Raw genomic sequence first — 18092 nt, 5'->3', positions numbered from 1 at the left:
ACAGGCAGCAGGGTTTACAGATGGTCGGCATCCCCAACCAGGTGTCGAGCGCGCTGTCAGGGGCGCTGCTGGTTGTGGTGGTGATGGGACGTTCGCTGAGTCTGCACCGTGAGTGGGTGCGATCTCTCTTTAGAAAACTATCCGGAGCGTAAGATGAAAACAAAACTGTTCGTCCTGGCAATGGCCCTCAGCTTCGCTTCGGCGCAGGCGGCGGACCGCATTGCCTTTATCCCGAAGCTGGTGGGCGTGGGCTTCTTCACCAGCGGCGGCAACGGCGCGAAAGAGGCGGGGAAAGACCTCGGCGTGGACGTGACCTACGACGGCCCGACCGAGCCGAGCGTCTCCGGCCAGGTGCAGCTCATCAATAACTTCGTCAACCAGGGCTATAACGCCATCATCGTCTCCGCCGTATCGCCGGACGGCCTCTGCCCGGCGCTCAAGCGCGCGATGCAGCGCGGCGTCAAGGTCCTGACCTGGGATTCCGACACCAAACCGGAGTGCCGCAGCATCTATATCAACCAGGGGACGCCGGAACAGCTGGGCGGCCTGCTGGTGGAGATGGCGGGCAAACAGGTCACCAAACCCAATGCCAAAGTGGCGTTCTTCTACTCAAGCCCGACCGTAACCGACCAGAACCAGTGGGTGAAAGAGGCGAAGGCCAAAATCGAGAAAGACCACCCTCAGTGGCAGGTTGTGACGACCCAATTTGGCTATAACGATGCCACCAAATCCCTGCAAACCGCCGAAGGGATCTTAAAAGCGTATCCGGATCTGGATGCGATCATCGCCCCGGACGCCAACGCGCTGCCTGCGGCGGCGCAGGCGGCGGAAAACCTGAAGCGGAAAGGGGTGGCGATTGTCGGCTTCAGCACGCCGAACGTGATGCGCCCGTACGTTGAGCGCGGCACGGTAAAAGCCTTTGGCCTGTGGGATGTGGTGCAACAGGGCAAAATTGCGGTCAATGTCGCCGATCGCTTGCTGAAAAAAGGCGATCTTAACGTCGGCGACAGCGTGGACGTCAAAAACATCGGGGCGCTGAAGGTCGAGCCGAACAGCGTGCAGGGCTACCAGTATGAGGCGAAAGGCAACGGCATCGTGCTGCTGCCGGAGCGCGTGGTGTTCACCAAAGAGAACATCAGCAAATACGATTTCTGACGGGGGAGCAAATGGCTGATTTAGACGACATCAAAGACGGCAAGGATTTTGGCATCGGCACGCCGCAGCAGAATGTGCATTTTACTTTGAAGGGCTGCGGCTCGCTGGACTGGGGCATGCAGTCCAGGCTTTCGCGCATCTTCAACCCGCAGAGCAACCGCACGGTGATGCTGGCCTTTGACCACGGCTACTTTCAGGGGCCGACCACCGGCCTTGAGCGTATCGATCTCTCCATCGCGCCGCTGTTTGGCGAAACCGACGTGCTGATGTGCACCCGCGGTATCCTGAGAAGCCAGGTGCCAGCCGCCACGAACAAACCGGTGGTGCTGCGCGCCTCGGGCGGTAACTCGATTCTGGGTGAGCTGTCGAACGAGTGCGTGGCGGTGGCGATGGAGGACGCGCTGCGCCTGAACGTCTGCGCGGTGGCGGCGCAGGTGTATATCGGCAGCGAATTTGAGCATCAGTCGATCAACAACATCATCAAGCTGGTGGATGCGGGCGCGCGCTACGGCATGCCGACGCTGGCGGTGACGGGCGTCGGCAAGGAGATGGCGCGCGACGCGCGCTATTTCTCGCTGGCCAGCCGCATCGCCGCCGAAATGGGGGCGCAGTTCGTCAAAACCTACTACGTGGACGAGGGCTTTGAAAAAGTGACCGCCAGCTGCCCGGTGCCGATTGTGATCGCCGGGGGCAAAAAGCTGCCGGAGCACGAGGCGCTGGAGATGTGCTGGCGGGCGATCGACCAGGGGGCGTCCGGCGTGGACATGGGGCGCAACATCTTCCAGTCCAGCGCGCCGCTCGCCATGCTGAAGGCGGTGAAGAAAGTGGTTCACGAGAACTGGAATGCCCGTGACGCGTTTCAGTTCTGGCAGGAAGAGAAACAGGGAGAAGCAAAATGAACGTGACGCTGGTTGAAATCAACATCAAACCCGAGCGGGTGGACGAGTTTCTTGAGGTGTTTCGCGCCAACCACGAGGGGGCAATCAAGGAGCCGGGAAACCTGCGCTTTGACGTATTGCAGGACCCGCGGGTGAAAACCCGGTTCTTTATCTACGAGGCCTATAAAGACGAGGAGGCGGTGCTGGCGCATAAGCAAACCCCGCACTACCTGGCGTGCGTGGATAGGCTTGAAGGGCTGATGTCGGAGCCGCGTAAGAAACGCAGTTTTGTTGGGCTGTTGCCGGAGTAGCTGTACGGGTAAGAGGTTGTGTTGATTTTGTAGGCCGGGTAAGCGTTAGCGCCACCCGGCGTTTTTCATGACCGCGAGGAATTACGCCTCTTCCACGCTCACCCGCAGCGCTGCCAGCGCTTTACGCGCCGCTTTCAGCACCTGCTCGCACTGCTCAATCGTCAGCGTCAGCGGCGGTTCGATGCGGATGGTTTTCGAGTTGTTGAGCGTGCCGGCGACCAGCACCCGCTGGCGGAACATCTCGCTCGCGAAGCTGTAGCCGGTTTCGTTATCGACAAACTCAATTGCCATCAGCATCCCTTTACCACGCGCATCCTGTACCAGGTCCGGATACTCCCGGCCTAGCTGACGGAAGCCGTCCAGCAGCATGTCGCCTTTCTGCTCCGCCTGCGCGGGCAGGTTTTGCTCCAGCAGCACGTTGATGGTTGCCAGCGCGGCCGCACAGGCCAGCGGATTACCGCCAAAGGTGGTGGTATGCAGGAACGGGTTGTCGAACAGCACCGAGAAGACCTCTTCGGTAGCCACCGTTGCGCCAATTGGCATCACGCCGCCGCCGAGCGCCTTCGCCAGGCACAGGATGTCTGGCTGCACGTTCTCGTGCTCGCAGGCAAACATTTTGCCGGTGCGCCCCATCCCGGTCTGGACTTCGTCGAGGATCAGCAGCGCGCCAAACTCATCGCACAGCTGACGCACGGCGGGCAGATAGCCCAGCGGAGGGAGGATCACGCCGCCTTCACCCTGAATCGGCTCCAGGATCACCGCCGCCACGTCATCGCCGGTTTTACGGCATTCACTCAGCACGGTGCGCATGGCGTTAATGTCGCCGAACGGCACGTGGCGGAAGCCCGGCAGCAGTGGCATAAACGGTTTGCGGAAGGTGGATTTGGCGGTAGCAGACAGTGCGCCCAGGGATTTACCGTGGAACGCGCCGCTGGTGGCTATAAAGGTGAATTTCCCGCGCGGCGACTGGTACGCTTTGGCGAGTTTAATCGCCGCTTCGACCGATTCCGTGCCGCTGTTGCTAAAGAAGCTGTATTTCAGTTTGCCGGGCGTTAAGGCCGCCAGCGTTTTCGCGAGCATGGCGCGAAGCGGATCGAGCAGTTCCTGGCTATGGAGAGGTTGTTTCGCAAGTTGATTCTGTACGGCGGAAACCACAACTGGATTACGGTGCCCCACGTTGAAGATACCAAAACCACCCAGGCAATCGATAAACTCCTGTCCCTGGGTGTCGACAAGCGTGTTAAGACTCCCCGCTTGCCACTCTACGGCTCCGTAATCCCCGCCGGCGGTAACAGATTTGCGATACTCAAGAAACCCTGGATTGACGTGCTCTTTAAAGTAATCGATGACCTCTCGGTTAAGTTGTTTCATCTCCTCATGATCGAGCGTTCGCTTCTCAATGAGATTCAGTGCGTGCGCGGTACAGGCAAGAGCCGAGGCGCTGGAAGGTAACCTGTTCAAAATGTGCTCCCGGGGATCGCGTATCACATGATACTGGTTTAAGTATTGCAGGGATTACGCCACTTCAGATGACTTAACGAAAATCGGGATAAACGCCAGGTTAAATTAATATTGCACAATATTTAATCATGCCGGAGCAACCGAAACGGGATTTAGCCGTACAGGACAGAAAGGATAAATGTAGGCGGAAAAGCGCATCTGCACTAAAGAAGTGCATTCGCTGCAACTTAAGTGGGCGTTAACTGGTCATGCTTTATAGGTAATTTCTTTACGAAAGTATTTGAAATCAATGAATTATAAAATCGTACAAAAAGTATGGTTTAAGTCAAATCTGCGATCTTCATCAAGTTTAACAACTAAAGATAAATTGTTTACCGCCGAAAAAACATTGACCCACAAAATTAACATTCAAATAACCTGCAAGGGATGCCCACGATGTCCTCTCCAACCTATGTCACCCAGAATGAATATCCTCTGGACGATGACACCACCTTAATGTCTACCACAGACGTCCACAGCTACATCACGCACGCCAACGACACCTTTGTGCAGGTGAGCGGCTACCAGCTCGATGAGCTGACGGGCCAGCCGCACAATATGGTGCGCCACCCCGATATGCCAAAAGCCGCGTTTGCCGATATGTGGTACACGCTGCAGCAGGGCGAGCCGTGGAGCGGGATTGTCAAAAACCGGCGCAAAAACGGCGACCACTACTGGGTGCGTGCGAATGCGGTGCCGATGGTGCGCCACGGGCAGGTCACGGGCTATATGTCCATTCGCACCAAAGCCACAGCGGAAGAGATTGCCGCCGTAGAGCCGCTCTACCGGGCGCTGAACGACGGGCGCTGTAAAAAACGTATTCATAAAGGGCTGGTGGTTGGAAAAGGCTGGCTGGGCAAATTGCCGGCGATGCCGCTGCGCTGGCGCGTGCGCAGCGTGATGGCGGTGCTTTTTGCCCTGCTCGCCGCCACGCTGGTCGCGACCTCCGCCGGGTGGATGCCGCTCGCCGCTGCCGCGGTGGTGATGCTGCTGGGGACGCTGCTGTTTGAGCAGCAGATTGTCCGCCCGATCGAGAATGTGGCGCGACAGGCCCTGAAGGTCGCAACCGGTGAGCGCAACAGCGTGCAGCATCTGAACCGCAGCGACGAGCTCGGGCTGACGCTGCGCGCGGTCGGGCAGCTGGGCCTGATGTGCCGCTGGTTGATTAATGACGTGTCTAGCCAGGTGGTAAGCGTCCGTGACGGCAGCGACAGGCTGGCGCAGGGAAATGAAGACCTGAACGATCGGACGCGTCAGACCGTGGCGAACGTGCAGCAAACCGTCGCGACAATGAACCAGATGGCCGCTTCCGTTCAGAGCAACTCTGAAACCGCCGCCGAGGTGGACAAACTCTCCGTGGCCGCGAGCAGCGCGGCGACGAAAGGGGGCAATGCGATGCAGACCGTCGTCAAAACCATGGATGACATTGCCGACAGCACGCAGCGGATTGGCTCGATTACCTCCCTGATTAACGACATCGCTTTCCAGACCAATATTCTGGCGCTGAACGCGGCGGTTGAAGCGGCAAGGGCAGGAGAGCAGGGAAAAGGTTTTGCCGTGGTAGCGGGCGAAGTGCGCCATCTCGCCAGCCGAAGCGCCAGCGCCGCCAATGATATTCGTAAACTCATTGATGCCAGCGCCAGCAAGGTGCAGTCCGGCTCTGAGCAGGTGCATGCCGCAGGCCGCACGATGGATGATATCGTTGTACAGGTGAAAAACGTGACGCAGCTTATCGCCCAGATCAGCCACGCGACCTCCGAGCAGGCAACCGGGCTGTCAGAGCTGACCCGCGCGGTGGCTGAACTCGACAGCATCACGCAGAAAAACGCCGACCTGGTCGAGGAGAGCGCGCACATTTCTGCTATGGTGAAGCACCGCGCCGGACGCCTCAAGGATGCGGTGACTGTACTTCATTGAGCCAGTAATGTTCCAAAAAAGCCGCTTATTCCGTAAGGAATAAGCGGCTTTTTATTTTTCTGGTTGTGACTATTAATGTGGTTTATTGTTAATTTAATATTAAATAACTAAAGAAAGTGCCTCAGTTATTTATTCCTGCCTAAGTCAGTTATACAGAACGCTATTTTGAAAAATACCACTCTGGTGGTCTGGTAACGATCGATGGAGCAATATTAATAGCCTCTACCTATCCATTGCGACGGTTATGAAATAAAAAAACGATCAAACTCATAAAGTTAGCGGAATCGTTACCGATAACAGCGATCGTCTGAGAAATAATCACATCGATGGAGAAAATATGTTCTTACATGACGTAAAGATCGGCACGAAATTATTTCTGGCGTTTGGGTTCTTTATTGTCCTGATGGCCATCAGCGCGAGCCTGTCTCTGCTGAGCCTGAACCGGGCTAATAACGGGATGCAATCGATTATTACCAGTGATTATCCGACCACGGTAAAAGCGAACCAGTTAATCGATAACTTCCAGGAATTTATTAGCACTCAACAGCTGATGCTGCTGGACGAGCAGGGCACTTACACGGGGCAATCTCAGCAGCGCCTGAAAGAGATCAGCGAGCACATTACGGTGATCCTGGGCGAGCTGAACAACGCGTTGCAGGATCAAAAGTCTCAGCAGGTGCTGGCGGAAATCCGCAGCGTGCGCCAGCAGTATCTGGACTCGCGCTACCGCATTTTGCAGGCGGTGCAGAACAACAATCGTGCGGGTGCTATTCAGGAGATGATGACCACCACCCTCGCCGTGCAGCAGGCTTATAAAGCGAAGGTGAAGGAGCTGATTACCATTCAAAACAGCGAGATGCAGAGCGCTGGCGCGCAGGTGGAAGGGGATTTCAGGTCTAACCGTCTGCTGCTGATCCTGCTCACGCTCTTTAGCGTTGCGGCAGGCAGCATGATTGGCTGGTTTATCGTGCGCGCTATCACTCGTCCGCTCGGCGAGGCGGTGCATTTTGCAAAAGCCATTTCTGAGGGCGATCTGACGGGCAGCATCACGCCACACGGTAAAGACGAAACGGGTCTGCTGCTGCATGCGCTGATGGAGATGAAAACGCGGCTGCTGGACATCGTGCAGCAGGTGCAAACCGGCTCGGAGAATATCTCCAGCGCAGCCGCGCAGATTGTCGCCGGGAACCAGGATCTGGCCGCGCGCACGGAAGAGCAGGCAAGTTCTGTAGAACAGACCGCCGCCTCGATGGAGCAGATCACCGCGACGGTGAAAAATACCGCCTCGCATACCGGGGAAGCGACCAACCTCTCGGCGGATGCCGCCACGGTGGTTAAAAACAACGGCGAGATGATGAAGCAGGTGACCAGCAAAATGCGCCTGATTAACGAGACGTCGAACCGGATGTCCGACATTATCGACCTGATCGACGCCATTGCTTTCCAGACCAATATTCTGGCGCTGAACGCGGCGGTGGAAGCGGCGCGCGCCGGCGAGCACGGTCGCGGCTTTGCGGTGGTGGCGGGTGAAGTTCGCCAGCTTGCCCAGAAGAGCGCGTCGTCTGCCAGCGAAATCCGCGAGCTGATTGAGAGCTCCACCAGCCAGACCCAGGACGGGATGAACCTGGTTGAAAAAGCGAGTGGACTGATCAACGGGATGGTCGGCAACGTGGAAGAGATGGACGTGATCCTGCGGGAAATTCGGCAGGCCAGCCACGAGCAGACGGAGGGGATCTCGCAGATTAACAGCGCGATTGGCCTGATTGATGCCACCACCCAGCAGAACTCCGCGCTGGTGGAGGAGTCCGTCGCGGCGGCAGCATCGCTTAACGAACAAGCGATGCATCTGAAAGAGCTGGTACGCGTCTTCCGCGTGAGCGAGCACGCTCCGGCTTAATCCAGCTGGGAGATCTCGAGCGCCGCGCGGTCAATCACGCCGATAATCTGCTTGAGCTGCGCGTCGCTGAGCTCTCCCTGATTCACCTTCAGGTCTAACACCGCTTTGAAGTTATCCAGCGCCCGCTTCATCTGCGGGTTTTTGCGCAGCTGAAAACCGACGGAACGCGCTTTGATACGCATCTGGATCTGTTCCAGCTGCTCCCGGTTTTCGTCCAGCCAGCGTTGTCCTTCAGCGGTAATCGTAATCGTCTTACGACCGTTCTCTTCTTCCGTAATGGTGATAAAGGTCTGATCCTGAAGATAATCCAGGGTCGGGTAGATCACGCCTGGGCTCGGGGTGTAATTCCCCTGAGTCAGATTCTCGATCTCTTTAATCAGCTCGTAGCCGTGGCTCGCGCTGCGGGTCAGGATATCCAGAATCACCAGCCGCAGATCGCCGTGGCCGAAAAAGCGCGGTCGACGCCCGCCGCTGTCGTGTTCGTGTCGCATAATAAGTCCTTCAATTTGATATATCTAAACTATATCTAAGATATATTCAGATGCAATCTAAAAGATCTTGCATTTTTCCTTATTAGTAATCATTATCATTTGAAAGTTGATTTAGATATATCGTATTCACCAAAGAAGGGGCTAAAAATGGCATCTACCCGTTACCCACAGCGTGTTCGTAATGACCTGCGCTTTCGCGAGCTGACGGTGCTCCGCGTCGAGCGCGTCAGCGCGGGTTTCCAGCGCATTGTTTTAGGCGGCGAGCAGCTAGAGGGCTTTAGCTCCCGCGGTTTCGACGACCATACCAAAGTCTTTTTCCCGGCCCCGGGTGCGGTGTTTGTACCGCCGGTGGTCACCGATGAAGGCATCGACTGGGGCGACGGCGTACGTCCTCAGGCGCGCGACTATACGCCTCTGTACGATGAGGAAAATCATGAGCTGGTACTCGATTTCTTCATTCATGACGGCGGCGTTGCCAGCCGCTGGGCGGTCGAGGCGAAAGCGGGGGACAGCCTGACCATCGGCGGTCCGCGTGGTTCGCTGGTGGTGCCGGAGGATTACGCCTGGCAGCTGTACGTGTGCGACGAGTCCGGCATGCCCGCGCTGCGTCGACGTTTAGAGAGCATTGCTAAACTGCCGGTTCGCCCGGAAATTCATGCGGTTGTGACGGTTGGGGATGACTCTTATAAGGCGTATCTGGCGCACCTGAGTGAATTCAACATCACCTGGGTTCTAGGCCACAATGCGCAGGCGGTAGCGGACCATCTGGCGGCGCTGACCGTTCCGGTGGAAGATTACTTTATCTGGCTGACCGGGGAAGGGAAGGTTGTGAAGACGCTCAGCCGTCAGTTTGAAACCGACGCGATTGACCCACAGCTGGTGCGTGCCAGCGCATACTGGCACGCCAAATAATCAGGCGGCGGAATCCAGCTGCGCTTCGCTCACCTGATGTTCGAGCGAGGCGCGGACCTCGTGCAGCGCTTTCTCCTGCTGAGCGAAGTACGCTTCCATATTGTTGAGCGACGAGACCAGAAGCCAGGACTCCTCTTTCTCCAGCTCCGCCAGCTCGTTCACTAAAATGTCGATTTGCTCGCGAACCTGCGCCATTTTTTTGCGGATACGTTCCAGATCGTTCAGCCTGTCGCTTGCCATCAATGGCTCAAAGCCCTGCTGCAGGCGGGCCACCAGTGAGCGAATGGTTTTAACGTCGCCACGCTGCTTCGCCTGGTTGAGTTGGACCATCATCGCGTTGGCTTCCTCTTTCAGGTCATCCGCCACCAGATCCGGGTGGCAGAGCTTGCTCGCCTGCCGCCAGAGGCGCTTCAGCTCGCTCCGATCCTCTTCCGAAAGGTCCTTACCCTTGCGCAGCCGCACTTCGGCATCGTGATGCTGCTCGCGATATTTCTCGTACTCTTCATTAGCGTCGTCGCGCGCCTGACGCGCAGGCTCCTCTTCGCGCGTTAAGCCGCTCTCCAGCTCCAGCGCTTCGGCCAGCAGGTTGGCGATGAGATTGCTTTGCTGCTCCAGATGTTTACGCGCCTCGGCTGCCTGCATGGAGTCGGCCGGGAGATCGCGCCAGCGCTGGGTGAGCGTCGTCAGCACCTCTACCGCCTGCGCCATATAGCGCTGGCAGCGACGGTAATCTTCCTCGCGACGACGCGCTTCCGCCTGCTGACGACGCAGGTTGAGCTCGGCCAGCGTTTTACGCAGGGCGAGGATCTGCTGCATCAGCGGTCCGAGGCGAGAAAAATAGAGATCGTTGAACTCATCAAGCTGTTGCACCCGGGCGTTGCGGCGGTCAATCAGATCGCGCAGACGCTCTTCCAGCGCCTTCAGCTCCAGCTTGCTGGCGGCCACCTGCGGATCGCGCCATTGGGTTACGGCGCACTGACCCTGCAGCCAGGCGGTAATGGCCGCCATCGCAGAGGTGTAGTTCTTCTCCTCAAGCGCCACGACGATTGCCTGTAGCTCATCGTCAAACGCTTCATTTTTCAGGCGTGTCAGCTGGCTCTGGATGATGTCGTCATCTTCCAGTTCAATGGCATTTTTAATGATTTCTAGCCGTTTGATCGGTGTGCTCATGATGCCTTTCGCTTTGGCGCTTAAGTATTTGAGTTAAGGTTAGTTGTTGTAAAAGCTACAGGAAATAATACACACGGATGATGATCGGCGCGATGGGGGATTTCTTTAATGAGTTGATGTGTGGTGCTCTCATTATGGGGTAAACCCGATAGAGCGACATGCCACACCTTCACCAGCGCTGTTAATGTGCGTCGATCCTCTTTTTCCCCTGCCTCCGGTTTTTCCGTGTCCTACCCGAAAGCGAGCGCCCCACCTTTGGTGGCGAATGCATCCGACCCACCCTCAATTAACCTCGCTGTAAATCCCCACCACACGACCCACCGTTTTTATCTCGTCGATACCGCATTCAAACGGAACCTTGCCGCCCGCCACGTGGAGTTTTTTACCCGGCAGCAGCGTGAGGTCGCGGATGCTGGCGGTGCCTTCAATCTCAACCAGCCACAGGCCGTCGGTTAACGATGCTTCTTTTTCAATAAAGTGCAGCTTTCCCTCCGCCCGAACGGCGATGCCGCGAGCCAGCGGTTTGCTAAAGAAACCAGAGTCAATACTCAAAGTGGTATTTTCTTCCAGCTTTCCATCACTCAGTGTGAATGTGGAAACCGAAACCGGATCGCCCGGCGCGGGGTGACCTTCAAATTGCGCACCTTGTCCGGTCATCAGCCAGCGAAGGCTGGCGCCGGTGTCCAGCGCGCACTGAACCGCAAAGTCATAAGAGACGGTGCCGCGCGCGTAGCGGTTCTGAAGCGAGCTGGCGGCGATATTAAAGTGCCGGGCCAGCTGGATTTTCTGCGTGAAACCATATACCTGACAGATTCTATCGAGTAACTCTTCATTATTCACTTGAGAATCTAAAATCAAAATATATTCCTTTGGGTGTTTACTAATACTCATTTGGGTATTAGTATCATTACAAATTCGGGCAATCAGCGGCAGACGTTGGCAAACAGAGGCTAGTGATTGCAGACATTATCAAAATGGGAATCATGCAGCATGGCATCTGAAATCGCAATCATCAAACGGCGGAAAAAACCGTGCTCTGCCCGATTTCAGCGCACTAGCGTGCATGAATTTACGCGAGGGGAGATATGGCGATAGAAGCTGCCCGTGCAAGGGTTCCACTAAGCGTGGGGGCGCGTCTTAGCGGGCTTAACCACGTCGCTGAACTGCGCGCCCGATACGGGAGCGATAGCGGAAAAGAGCTGGCGCGGTTTATGGCCGAAATGCGCGATAAGCGCGATCCCTGTTTTGAGGAGAACAGCAGGGCGCTGGCCGCTCTCTTTTTCCTGGCGAGATTGCCCGTCGCCCGTCATGAGTGCGAGCTCGGTGAGCTAACCACAGAGGAGAAAAGGGCGCTGATTAACGCCATGAATCATTTTCGTGCTGTCGTGAGTTTATTTCCTGAACGGCTGACCATGCCGATCTAACCCAACCAGAAACCTAATGGCGTAAACCCGCCGGGCACTCTGTTGCCTGAATTTAAGGAGAACGCGTGATGCGAAACAGTGAAAACCGCCCTTATCCAACCGGAAGTGAAGAACTTAAGCGCCTGTTGGCAGAGGCAAAAACAGAGGAACGATGCGCGCGAGCCCTCGCGGTCTCCCTTCGTCTGGAGGCCCTGGCGAGCCATATCTACAAAACCGGCATGAGCGGAGAAGATGTTGCCGAACTGCTGTGCCATGAGGCGGCCCGCTACGAGCGCGAATCCCAGGAGCTGCACTGATGGCCGATTTTATCGATCTTGCGCAGGCGCGCGAGCAGGAAGACAGAGAGCGGTACATTAATCGCGCCCGCAGACGACCCGCATCGCCTTCGCGTTTCCTCTGCGAGGACTGCGATGCCCCGATACCGGAGGCGCGCCGCATAGCGGTGCCTGGCGTAGCCCTGTGCGTAACCTGCCAGGAGATCGCGGAGATGAAAAATAAACACGTCCGGGGAGGATAAGTTGGCTACGTCATTTGCTTATCCGTGGAATGCCCCACGGTTGGCCATTGCCAGCCCTTATCTCACCCATGCCCAACAGCAGCGCCGCGATCGCCTTTTCGCGGCGCTGCAGCAGGCAAGAATTTCCCTCTCACAGCAGCCTGACTGCGTACGCTTCGAAATTTGGCGCACGGTTGACGCCCTCGAACAGCATCGGGGCAGCCCGCAGGCTAACGCCTTTTTGATCCGCTTCTGCAAAAGGATGTTACCTCGCCTGCGGCGGGTCTCTGATCGCTATGCCTGCACAGGCCTGCACGACGAGGTCTCCAGGATCGTGTTCGACGGCCATTTCGACACTCAGCTTCTGCAATACCTCGCCTCGCGGATGGTCGAACTGGTTGCCCGCTATAACCGCCTTCCGGATATGTCCCGCGCGGACATCGACCTGCTGGCCGCAGATATCGCCAGCTTTATTCGCGGCGAGCTGGCGAATATTAACGATGCTGAAATGGGCGAATACCAGACGCTGTACGTCTGGTATCAGCGCGCAGGACTGATCGCCCGGCAGTTCAACGTGTCGCCTCCGCACTGGGGGCGGGTGTCGAAGACGTTTTTCAACAAAGAAGACGTTGCCGCGGCGGTGATCCGCATGTTTTCCGAGGCGTGGTGGCGCGGGCGCCTGCGTCGGGTCGCGGCTGCCTGGCGCGAGCATCTGCAGATTGCCCTCGGCAACGTCAGCAAACGGAGAGCGACGTATGCGAGCAAACGCTGCGTGACAGAGTGGCGCGAGCAGAAGCGCCGCACGCGCGAATTTCTCAAGGGCATGGAGCTGGAAGATGAAGAGGGCAACCGCATCAGCCTGATTGAAAAATACGACATCTCGGTGGCCAACCCGGCGATACGTCGCTGTGAACTGATGACCCGTATCCGCGGGTTTGAAAATATCTGTGAGGCGCTGGGCTACGTGGGCGAGTTCTATACCTTAACCGCGCCCGCGCAGTATCACGCGACGCTGAAATCAGGCTTCCCCAACGCGAAGTGGAACGGGGCCAGCCCGGCGGATACGCAAATCTACTTTACCCGTCTCTGGGCGCGTATCCGCGCAAAACTGCACCGGGACGGGCGCCGTATCTTTGGTATCCGCGTTGCGGAACCCCATCACGACGGTACGCCCCACTGGCACATGCTGATGTTTATGCTGCCGGAAGACGTCGAATGCGTTCGCCGGATTATCGGGGATTACGCCCGGCAGGAGGATGCCGTTGAGCTACAGAGCGAAAGCGCCAGACAGGCGCGCTTTCACGCGGACGCGATCGATCCTCAGAAAGGCAGCGCTACCGGCTATGTCGCCAAATACATCTCAAAGAATATCGACGGCTATGCGCTCGATGGCGAGACCGATAACGAAAGCGGCGGGCTGCTGAAGGAGACAGCGTCCGCCGTGTCGGCCTGGGCGGGACGCTGGCACATTCGCCAGTTTCAGTTCATCGGCGGCGCGCCGGTAACGGTCTACCGCGAGCTGCGACGTCTGGTGGATACCGAGGCCGCGCGCGGTCTGAGCGTTGAGTTTGCAGCCGTCCATGAAGCTGCCGACGCCGGGGACTGGGCGGGTTACGTCTCTGCGCAGGGCGGGCCGTTTGTGCGTCGCGATGATTTACAGGTGCGCACGCTTTATGAGTCGCGCGCCGGGTTTAACCAGTACGGCGAGGAAACGGTCCGCATCCGCGGCGTGTACGATTCCGCCGTTGGCGCGGGCAGCCCGATTGTAACCCGACTCACGCAGTGGAAAATTGTCCCCAAGCGGGCCGCGGATATTAAGAACGTGCCTGTCTCCTCTCGGAGTTCTGTCAATAACTGTACGCTGACCGATCTTTCTCAATCTCTTAGCCGGCGTGCGAGGCGGGCGTTAACCGAACGCATCAAATTCATCCGCCCCGGCGCTACAGCGTCCGTCGTCTACACGAGCGACCCGCAGAACGGGGTACCGGAGAAGGTGATCGATGAGATAGGACTCGCTACCGGGATAGCCATCAGCCGGGCAGAAGCCCTGCATCTGATGTCGGGAGGCATCAGCCGCTTTAACGATAAATGGTGCAGGGGCGCAGCTGACGGATCGCTATTTCCGGCACCGTGTTCTTACCAGCAAAAGGCGCGGAAAATCCTTGAACGTATTGGGTATTTAACGGATCTCCTCGCTCAGAGAACCCGCTAATCTCCATCCATATCATGTACATACCGTGAAGAGTTCTGATTTTTCGCTTCACTCTTTTTATGAATACGTGCTACTGTATGTTTATACAGTATCTCGTGGTGGAGGTTGTGTGGACAGAGAGTTGAACGAGCAGGTCATGATTGAACGAGTCGAGCTGATTGCGCGACTGACGACGGAAGGAACGTGTCAGGAAAGAGATCGTGAGATTGCCCTGAATTTGATTGCTGAGATTGCGCGGGGAAATTTAATCAAGAATAACGCATTTACCGTTGTGTTCTCAGCATCGCCTGTTCCGGAACGAATCAAAAAAGAGGGTAACGTTCGGGTGAACATTACTCTCGATAAAGATCAGCAGATTGGCCATGCCGTCGTTGAGGCCTTTCAGTGCGAACTGACCCGCAGAATACGCTCCCTGTTTCCGTCATCGCGGGTGAACGTGAAAATCGGATCGGTGACGGGGGTCGAGCTCCAGGGGCTTGAAAAAGAAGCCGATCGTGAGGCGCTGGACGCTATCCTCCGGGAAGTCTGGGAAGACGAGAGCTGGCGCTAGCCCAGCGTTATTACCCGAACGCCACACCCTCATTCAGATTTTGCGCTTTCGTTGACCCATGCTTCGCTGCGCGCGGACGATCTGTTGTGCCCGCGATTGTCCATCTCTCAGCGATAGCGAAAAGCCTGCTGGCCCGGGAAACTCTACAGTACCTGGAAACCGGATGTTGGGAGCGTCTGATGAAAATCTATGCAATGCAGGGGGACACGCTTGATGCCGTTTGCGCCCGCTTTTATGGGCGCACGGCCGGCGTCGTTGAAGCCGTTCTGAAGGCCAATCCTGGCCTCGCGGAGTTAGGCGTTATCTTGCCTCACGGCACGCCGGTAGAGATGCCGGAGGTGAATAGCGCCCCCACAAAAGAATCCATAAACCTATGGGACTGAGCCTGGAGAAAATCACCACGGTTATCGCCTACTGGCTGGCCGTGGCGCTGGCCTGGTTCGGGGCGATGTCTCCTGAAAAAGTCGCGCTGTACGTGGGGAGTCTGTGCGCCATTTTTACCGCATTAACGAATTACTGGTTTAAGCGAAAAACCTGGCGCTATCTCCAGTCTCTTGGCCTCGATAAGAAGAGCATTCGTGAACTCAATCATTAAGCGTTGCAGCGTCGCCGGCGTGCTGGCCCTGGCGGTGCTGATGCCTGACTTTCGATTACTGAAAACGTCCCCGGAAGGATTGGCGTTGATTGCCGATCTCGAAGGATGTCGCCTCTCGCCCTACCGGTGTAGCGCTGGCGTATGGACGTCCGGCATTGGCCACACGGCAAACGCTGTGCCGACGCGGGACATTACCGAGCGTGAGGCTGCGGTAAATCTGGTCGCTGATGTGCTCAACGTTGAGCGGCGTCTGGCGGCGTGTGCGCCGGTGGAGATGCCCCCCCGGGTCTATGACGCGCTGGTGAGTTTTACCTTTAATGTCGGCGCAGGCGCTGCCTGCCGTTCGACGCTGGTGTCCTTTATCAAACGTAAACAGTGGCCGCAGGCATGCGGGCAGCTTATCCGCTGGGTGTACGTCAACGGCGTCAAAAATGCCGGGCTGGAAAACCGTCGCGTCCGCGAGAAGGCCTGGTGCATGAAGGGGCTGCCATGAGAACGCTCATGCTGGCGCTGGCCGGACTGCTGGCCATCGCGCTGTGGTTTCGTCATGACAACCTGAACCTGTCCCGTTCCTTAGCCACGGCCAACCGGGTCGCCAGCGAGCAAAAAACTGCTCTCGCCACGCTTAACCAGCAGCTGTCCCTGTCGCAGCGGATGGCCAGAGCAAATGAAAATGCCCAGGTCAGGCTCCGTGAGGAGCTTGTTACTGCGGGCGAGGAGAGAGCAAGACGGGAAGCGACTATCGGGAGATTACTCAATGAAAATGAAGCGTTACGCCGCTGGTATACCGCTCAGCTGCCTGATGCTGTCCGCAGGTTGCACACCCGCACCGCCTGCGCCTCCGCAGCCCATTGTTTACAACGCCTGCCCGAAGGTGAGCCGCTGCCCGATGCCGGGAAGCGAACCCGCCACTAATGGCGATCTCAGCGCGGATATTCGCAGGCTGGAATACGCCCTTATCGCCTGCGCGCTGCAGGTTGAAACCATCAAAGACTGTCAGGATAAACTCGATGCACAAACTCAAGAGCCTGCGTCAGGCATTAATTGACGCGATCCCCCAACTCAATACCAACCCGGAGCGCCTGCAGATGTCGGTCGGAGGCGGTAATATTGACGCCCGACTGGCCTCCTCGCTCTCCTTTGAAAAGCGGTATGCGCTGAGCGCGAAGGTCAGCGGCTTCACCGGCGACAGCGAGGGATTTTTCGTCCCGGTACTGTCCTGGCTTCGGGAAAACCAGCCGGATATTTTTACCCTCGATGAAGGACGCAAAAACGGTTACACCTTCGCGATCGTCTTAAACGATGACGATACGATGGATATCACCATCAGCGTGCAATTAACCGAGCGTATTCTTGTTTCCCAGGAGCAGGGCGCTCTCCACGCGACGTATTCCCCCGAGCCGCCGCTGCCGGAGCCCGTCACGCGGCCGAAGGCGCTGTACGTCAACGGCGAGCTCGTCAGCCAGTGGGAGGACTAATTTCCCCGCGCTAAAGGCCGCCTGGCGTCTGACGTCTGGACCGCTTGTTGTATCATCCCGCAGAAAACCCCGTCTCGTTGCTGCCGTTCCTCCTGAACGGCATTCTCTTCTCATGAATACATTAACTTCCATGAACGGCATCGCTCGCGCGATCCGCAATCTTATTCGTATCGGTGTTGTGACCGATGTTGACCTCAGCAGAGGGCTTTGTCGTGTCCAGACCGGCGGGATGAAAACCACCTGGCTGAACTGGCTCACCTGTCGCGCGGGACGTTCGCGCGTGTGGTGGGCCCCTTCCGAGGGAGAGCAGGTGCTGCTGCTGGCCATCGGCGGCGAGCTTGATACCGCCTTTGTGCTGCCCGGCATTTTCTCTGACGACCATCCTGCGCCGTCCGGGTCACCTGATGCATTCCACGTCTCGTTTCCGGATGGCGCGGTGATCGAGTACGAACCCGGGCGCGGGGCGCTGACGGTTGCAGGCATTAAAACGGCCGACATTACCGCCTCTGAATCGCTGACCGCCACCGTGCCGGAGGTGAGGGTGACGTCAACGTCCCGCATCACGCTGGATACGCCTGAAGTGGTGTGTACCAACAGGTTAATTACTGCCTCTCTTGAAGTGCAGAAGGGCGGCGTGATGGCCGGAAATATTGAGCATTCCGGCGGTAAATTCACCTCCAACGGGGTGCAGGTGGATAACCACGCGCACGGCAGTGTGCAAAGCGGCGGAAGCTGGACTAAGGGGACACAATGACGGTGCGTTACAGGGGAATGAACAGGCAGACCGGGCTTAGCCTTTCAGAGGCTGAACACATCCGGCAAAGCGTGCGCGACATTCTGGTCACGCCGATTGGCTCGCGGGTCATGCGCCGGGATTACGGCTCGCTGCTGGCGGCGATGATCGACAGGCCGCAGAGCCCGGCGCTGCGTCTGCAAATCATGGCCGCCTGTTATTCCGCCATCCAGAAATGGGAGCCGCGAATAAGCCTGACGGCCATCACTTTCGAGCGTTCGGAAAACGACGGGACGTTGTATGTCGATATCACCGGCACGCGCCCGACCTCCGGGCAATCCTTTTCTATCACCATTTCACTGAGTTAAACGCT

Annotated in this window: 23 protein-coding genes and 1 pseudogene; 20 read left to right on the top strand and 4 right to left on the bottom strand. The window is 57.3% G+C overall.

Annotation, left to right across the window (positions count from 1 at the left end; translation table 11 throughout):
* From NUX24_RS17025 to lsrG, 4 genes and pseudogenes are all read left to right on the top strand, one after another.
* Positions 1-152, top strand: a pseudogene (locus NUX24_RS17025) (autoinducer 2 import system permease LsrD); the annotation flags it as partial.
* 1 nt (position 153) lies between these two features.
* Complete coding sequence (gene lsrB / locus NUX24_RS17020; RefSeq protein ID WP_257833001.1) at positions 154-1155, top strand: autoinducer 2 ABC transporter substrate-binding protein LsrB; 1002 nt, start codon at positions 154-156, stop codon at positions 1153-1155.
* Positions 1156-1166: 11 nt separating this feature from the next.
* Positions 1167-2054 carry a 3-hydroxy-5-phosphonooxypentane-2,4-dione thiolase gene (gene lsrF, locus NUX24_RS17015; protein ID WP_257832999.1) on the top strand — a complete coding sequence of 296 codons (888 nt, stop codon included), beginning with the start codon at positions 1167-1169 and terminating at the stop codon, positions 2052-2054.
* Entirely contained in the window at positions 2051-2344 is a 294-nt protein-coding gene (lsrG, locus tag NUX24_RS17010) for a (4S)-4-hydroxy-5-phosphonooxypentane-2,3-dione isomerase (protein WP_126329229.1), read from the top strand. The genes lsrF and lsrG overlap by 4 nt, the downstream gene beginning before the upstream one ends.
* 81 nt (positions 2345-2425) lie before the next feature.
* On the opposite strand, the gene ygjG is transcribed toward lsrG, so the two are convergent.
* Positions 2426-3805 carry a putrescine aminotransferase gene (gene ygjG, locus NUX24_RS17005; RefSeq protein WP_193805607.1) on the bottom strand — a complete coding sequence of 460 codons (1380 nt, stop codon included), beginning with the start codon at positions 3803-3805 and terminating at the stop codon, positions 2426-2428.
* Positions 3806-4240: 435 nt separating this feature from the next.
* Here ygjG and NUX24_RS17000 point away from each other — a divergent pair, with 435 nt between their 5' ends.
* Both NUX24_RS17000 and NUX24_RS16995 read left to right on the top strand, forming a co-directional pair.
* Complete coding sequence (locus NUX24_RS17000; protein WP_257832996.1) at positions 4241-5761, top strand: PAS domain-containing methyl-accepting chemotaxis protein; 1521 nt, start codon at positions 4241-4243, stop codon at positions 5759-5761.
* 337 nt (positions 5762-6098) lie between these two features.
* Positions 6099-7658 (top strand): methyl-accepting chemotaxis protein, encoded by a 1560-nt coding sequence (locus NUX24_RS16995; RefSeq protein ID WP_257832994.1) that lies wholly within the window; start codon positions 6099-6101, stop codon positions 7656-7658.
* Here the strand turns inward: NUX24_RS16995 and NUX24_RS16990 are convergent.
* Entirely contained in the window at positions 7655-8149 is a 495-nt protein-coding gene (locus NUX24_RS16990) for a PadR family transcriptional regulator (protein WP_257832992.1), read from the bottom strand. The two genes, NUX24_RS16995 and NUX24_RS16990, sit on opposite strands and share 4 nt — an antisense overlap.
* Positions 8150-8296: 147 nt before the next feature.
* Between NUX24_RS16990 and NUX24_RS16985 the strand changes: the two genes are divergently transcribed.
* Positions 8297-9061: a siderophore-interacting protein gene (locus tag NUX24_RS16985; RefSeq protein WP_257832990.1), complete on the top strand. Its 765-nt coding sequence runs from the start codon at positions 8297-8299 to the stop codon at positions 9059-9061.
* Here the strand turns inward: NUX24_RS16985 and NUX24_RS16980 are convergent, their stop codons facing one another.
* Both NUX24_RS16980 and NUX24_RS16975 read right to left on the bottom strand, forming a co-directional pair.
* Complete coding sequence (locus NUX24_RS16980) at positions 9062-10231, bottom strand: DNA repair protein (RefSeq protein WP_257832988.1); 1170 nt, start codon at positions 10229-10231, stop codon at positions 9062-9064.
* Positions 10232-10513: 282 nt separating this feature from the next.
* Entirely contained in the window at positions 10514-11122 is a 609-nt protein-coding gene (locus NUX24_RS16975) for a phage repressor protein CI (protein ID WP_374693109.1), read from the bottom strand.
* A gap of 194 nt (positions 11123-11316) precedes the next feature.
* Between NUX24_RS16975 and NUX24_RS16970 the strand changes: the two genes are divergently transcribed.
* The 13 genes from NUX24_RS16970 to NUX24_RS16910 all read left to right on the top strand — a co-directional run bounded on the left by NUX24_RS16970 (position 11317) and on the right by NUX24_RS16910 (position 18087).
* The gene (locus NUX24_RS16970) at positions 11317-11655 is read left to right on the top strand and encodes a DUF5347 domain-containing protein (protein WP_047652778.1); all 339 of its coding nucleotides are present in this window, start codon (positions 11317-11319) and stop codon (positions 11653-11655) included.
* Positions 11656-11723: 68 nt separating this feature from the next.
* Positions 11724-11951: a DUF2732 family protein gene (locus NUX24_RS16965; protein WP_029741400.1), complete on the top strand. Its 228-nt coding sequence runs from the start codon at positions 11724-11726 to the stop codon at positions 11949-11951.
* On the top strand, positions 11951-12172 hold the full coding sequence (locus NUX24_RS16960; RefSeq protein WP_126329241.1) for a TraR/DksA family transcriptional regulator: 222 nt from the start codon (positions 11951-11953) through the stop codon (positions 12170-12172). The genes NUX24_RS16965 and NUX24_RS16960 overlap by 1 nt, the downstream gene beginning before the upstream one ends.
* A 1-nt stretch (position 12173) precedes the next feature.
* Positions 12174-14363, top strand: a complete 2190-nt coding sequence (locus tag NUX24_RS16955; RefSeq protein WP_257832984.1) for a replication endonuclease — start codon at positions 12174-12176, stop codon at positions 14361-14363.
* Between the two features lie 109 nt (positions 14364-14472).
* Positions 14473-14913, top strand: coding sequence for a DinI-like family protein (locus NUX24_RS16950; protein WP_029741403.1), 441 nt, complete (start codon positions 14473-14475; stop codon positions 14911-14913).
* 179 nt (positions 14914-15092) lie between these two features.
* Positions 15093-15296 (top strand): tail protein X, encoded by a 204-nt coding sequence (locus NUX24_RS16945; protein WP_047652781.1) that lies wholly within the window; start codon positions 15093-15095, stop codon positions 15294-15296.
* Positions 15287-15508, top strand: coding sequence for an HP1 family phage holin (locus NUX24_RS16940; RefSeq protein ID WP_023309247.1), 222 nt, complete (start codon positions 15287-15289; stop codon positions 15506-15508). Before NUX24_RS16945 ends, NUX24_RS16940 begins: the two co-directional genes overlap by 10 nt.
* Positions 15492-16001, top strand: a complete 510-nt coding sequence (locus NUX24_RS16935; protein ID WP_257832981.1) for a lysozyme — start codon at positions 15492-15494, stop codon at positions 15999-16001. Before NUX24_RS16940 ends, NUX24_RS16935 begins: the two co-directional genes overlap by 17 nt.
* The gene (gene lysB, locus NUX24_RS16930; protein ID WP_257832980.1) at positions 15998-16423 is read left to right on the top strand and encodes an Rz-like lysis system protein LysB; all 426 of its coding nucleotides are present in this window, start codon (positions 15998-16000) and stop codon (positions 16421-16423) included. The genes NUX24_RS16935 and lysB overlap by 4 nt, the downstream gene beginning before the upstream one ends.
* A complete protein-coding gene (gene lysC, locus NUX24_RS16925; RefSeq protein ID WP_229226321.1) occupies positions 16311-16556 on the top strand; it encodes an Rz1-like lysis system protein LysC in 246 nt (81 codons plus the stop codon). Before lysB ends, lysC begins: the two co-directional genes overlap by 113 nt.
* A complete protein-coding gene (locus tag NUX24_RS16920; protein ID WP_257832976.1) occupies positions 16519-16986 on the top strand; it encodes a phage tail protein in 468 nt (155 codons plus the stop codon). The genes lysC and NUX24_RS16920 overlap by 38 nt, the downstream gene beginning before the upstream one ends.
* 112 nt (positions 16987-17098) lie before the next feature.
* Positions 17099-17740, top strand: coding sequence for a phage baseplate assembly protein V (locus NUX24_RS16915; RefSeq protein ID WP_045404079.1), 642 nt, complete (start codon positions 17099-17101; stop codon positions 17738-17740).
* A complete protein-coding gene (locus NUX24_RS16910) occupies positions 17737-18087 on the top strand; it encodes a GPW/gp25 family protein (protein ID WP_033146688.1) in 351 nt (116 codons plus the stop codon). The genes NUX24_RS16915 and NUX24_RS16910 overlap by 4 nt, the downstream gene beginning before the upstream one ends.
* Positions 18088-18092 lie beyond the last annotated feature (5 nt).

The organism is Enterobacter sp. HG048 (assembly GCF_024702055.1).
Classification (GTDB): domain Bacteria; phylum Pseudomonadota; class Gammaproteobacteria; order Enterobacterales; family Enterobacteriaceae; genus Enterobacter; species Enterobacter dykesii.
Note: the sequence above shows the minus strand (reverse complement) of the source record. Positions and strands in the feature narration are given on the sequence as shown.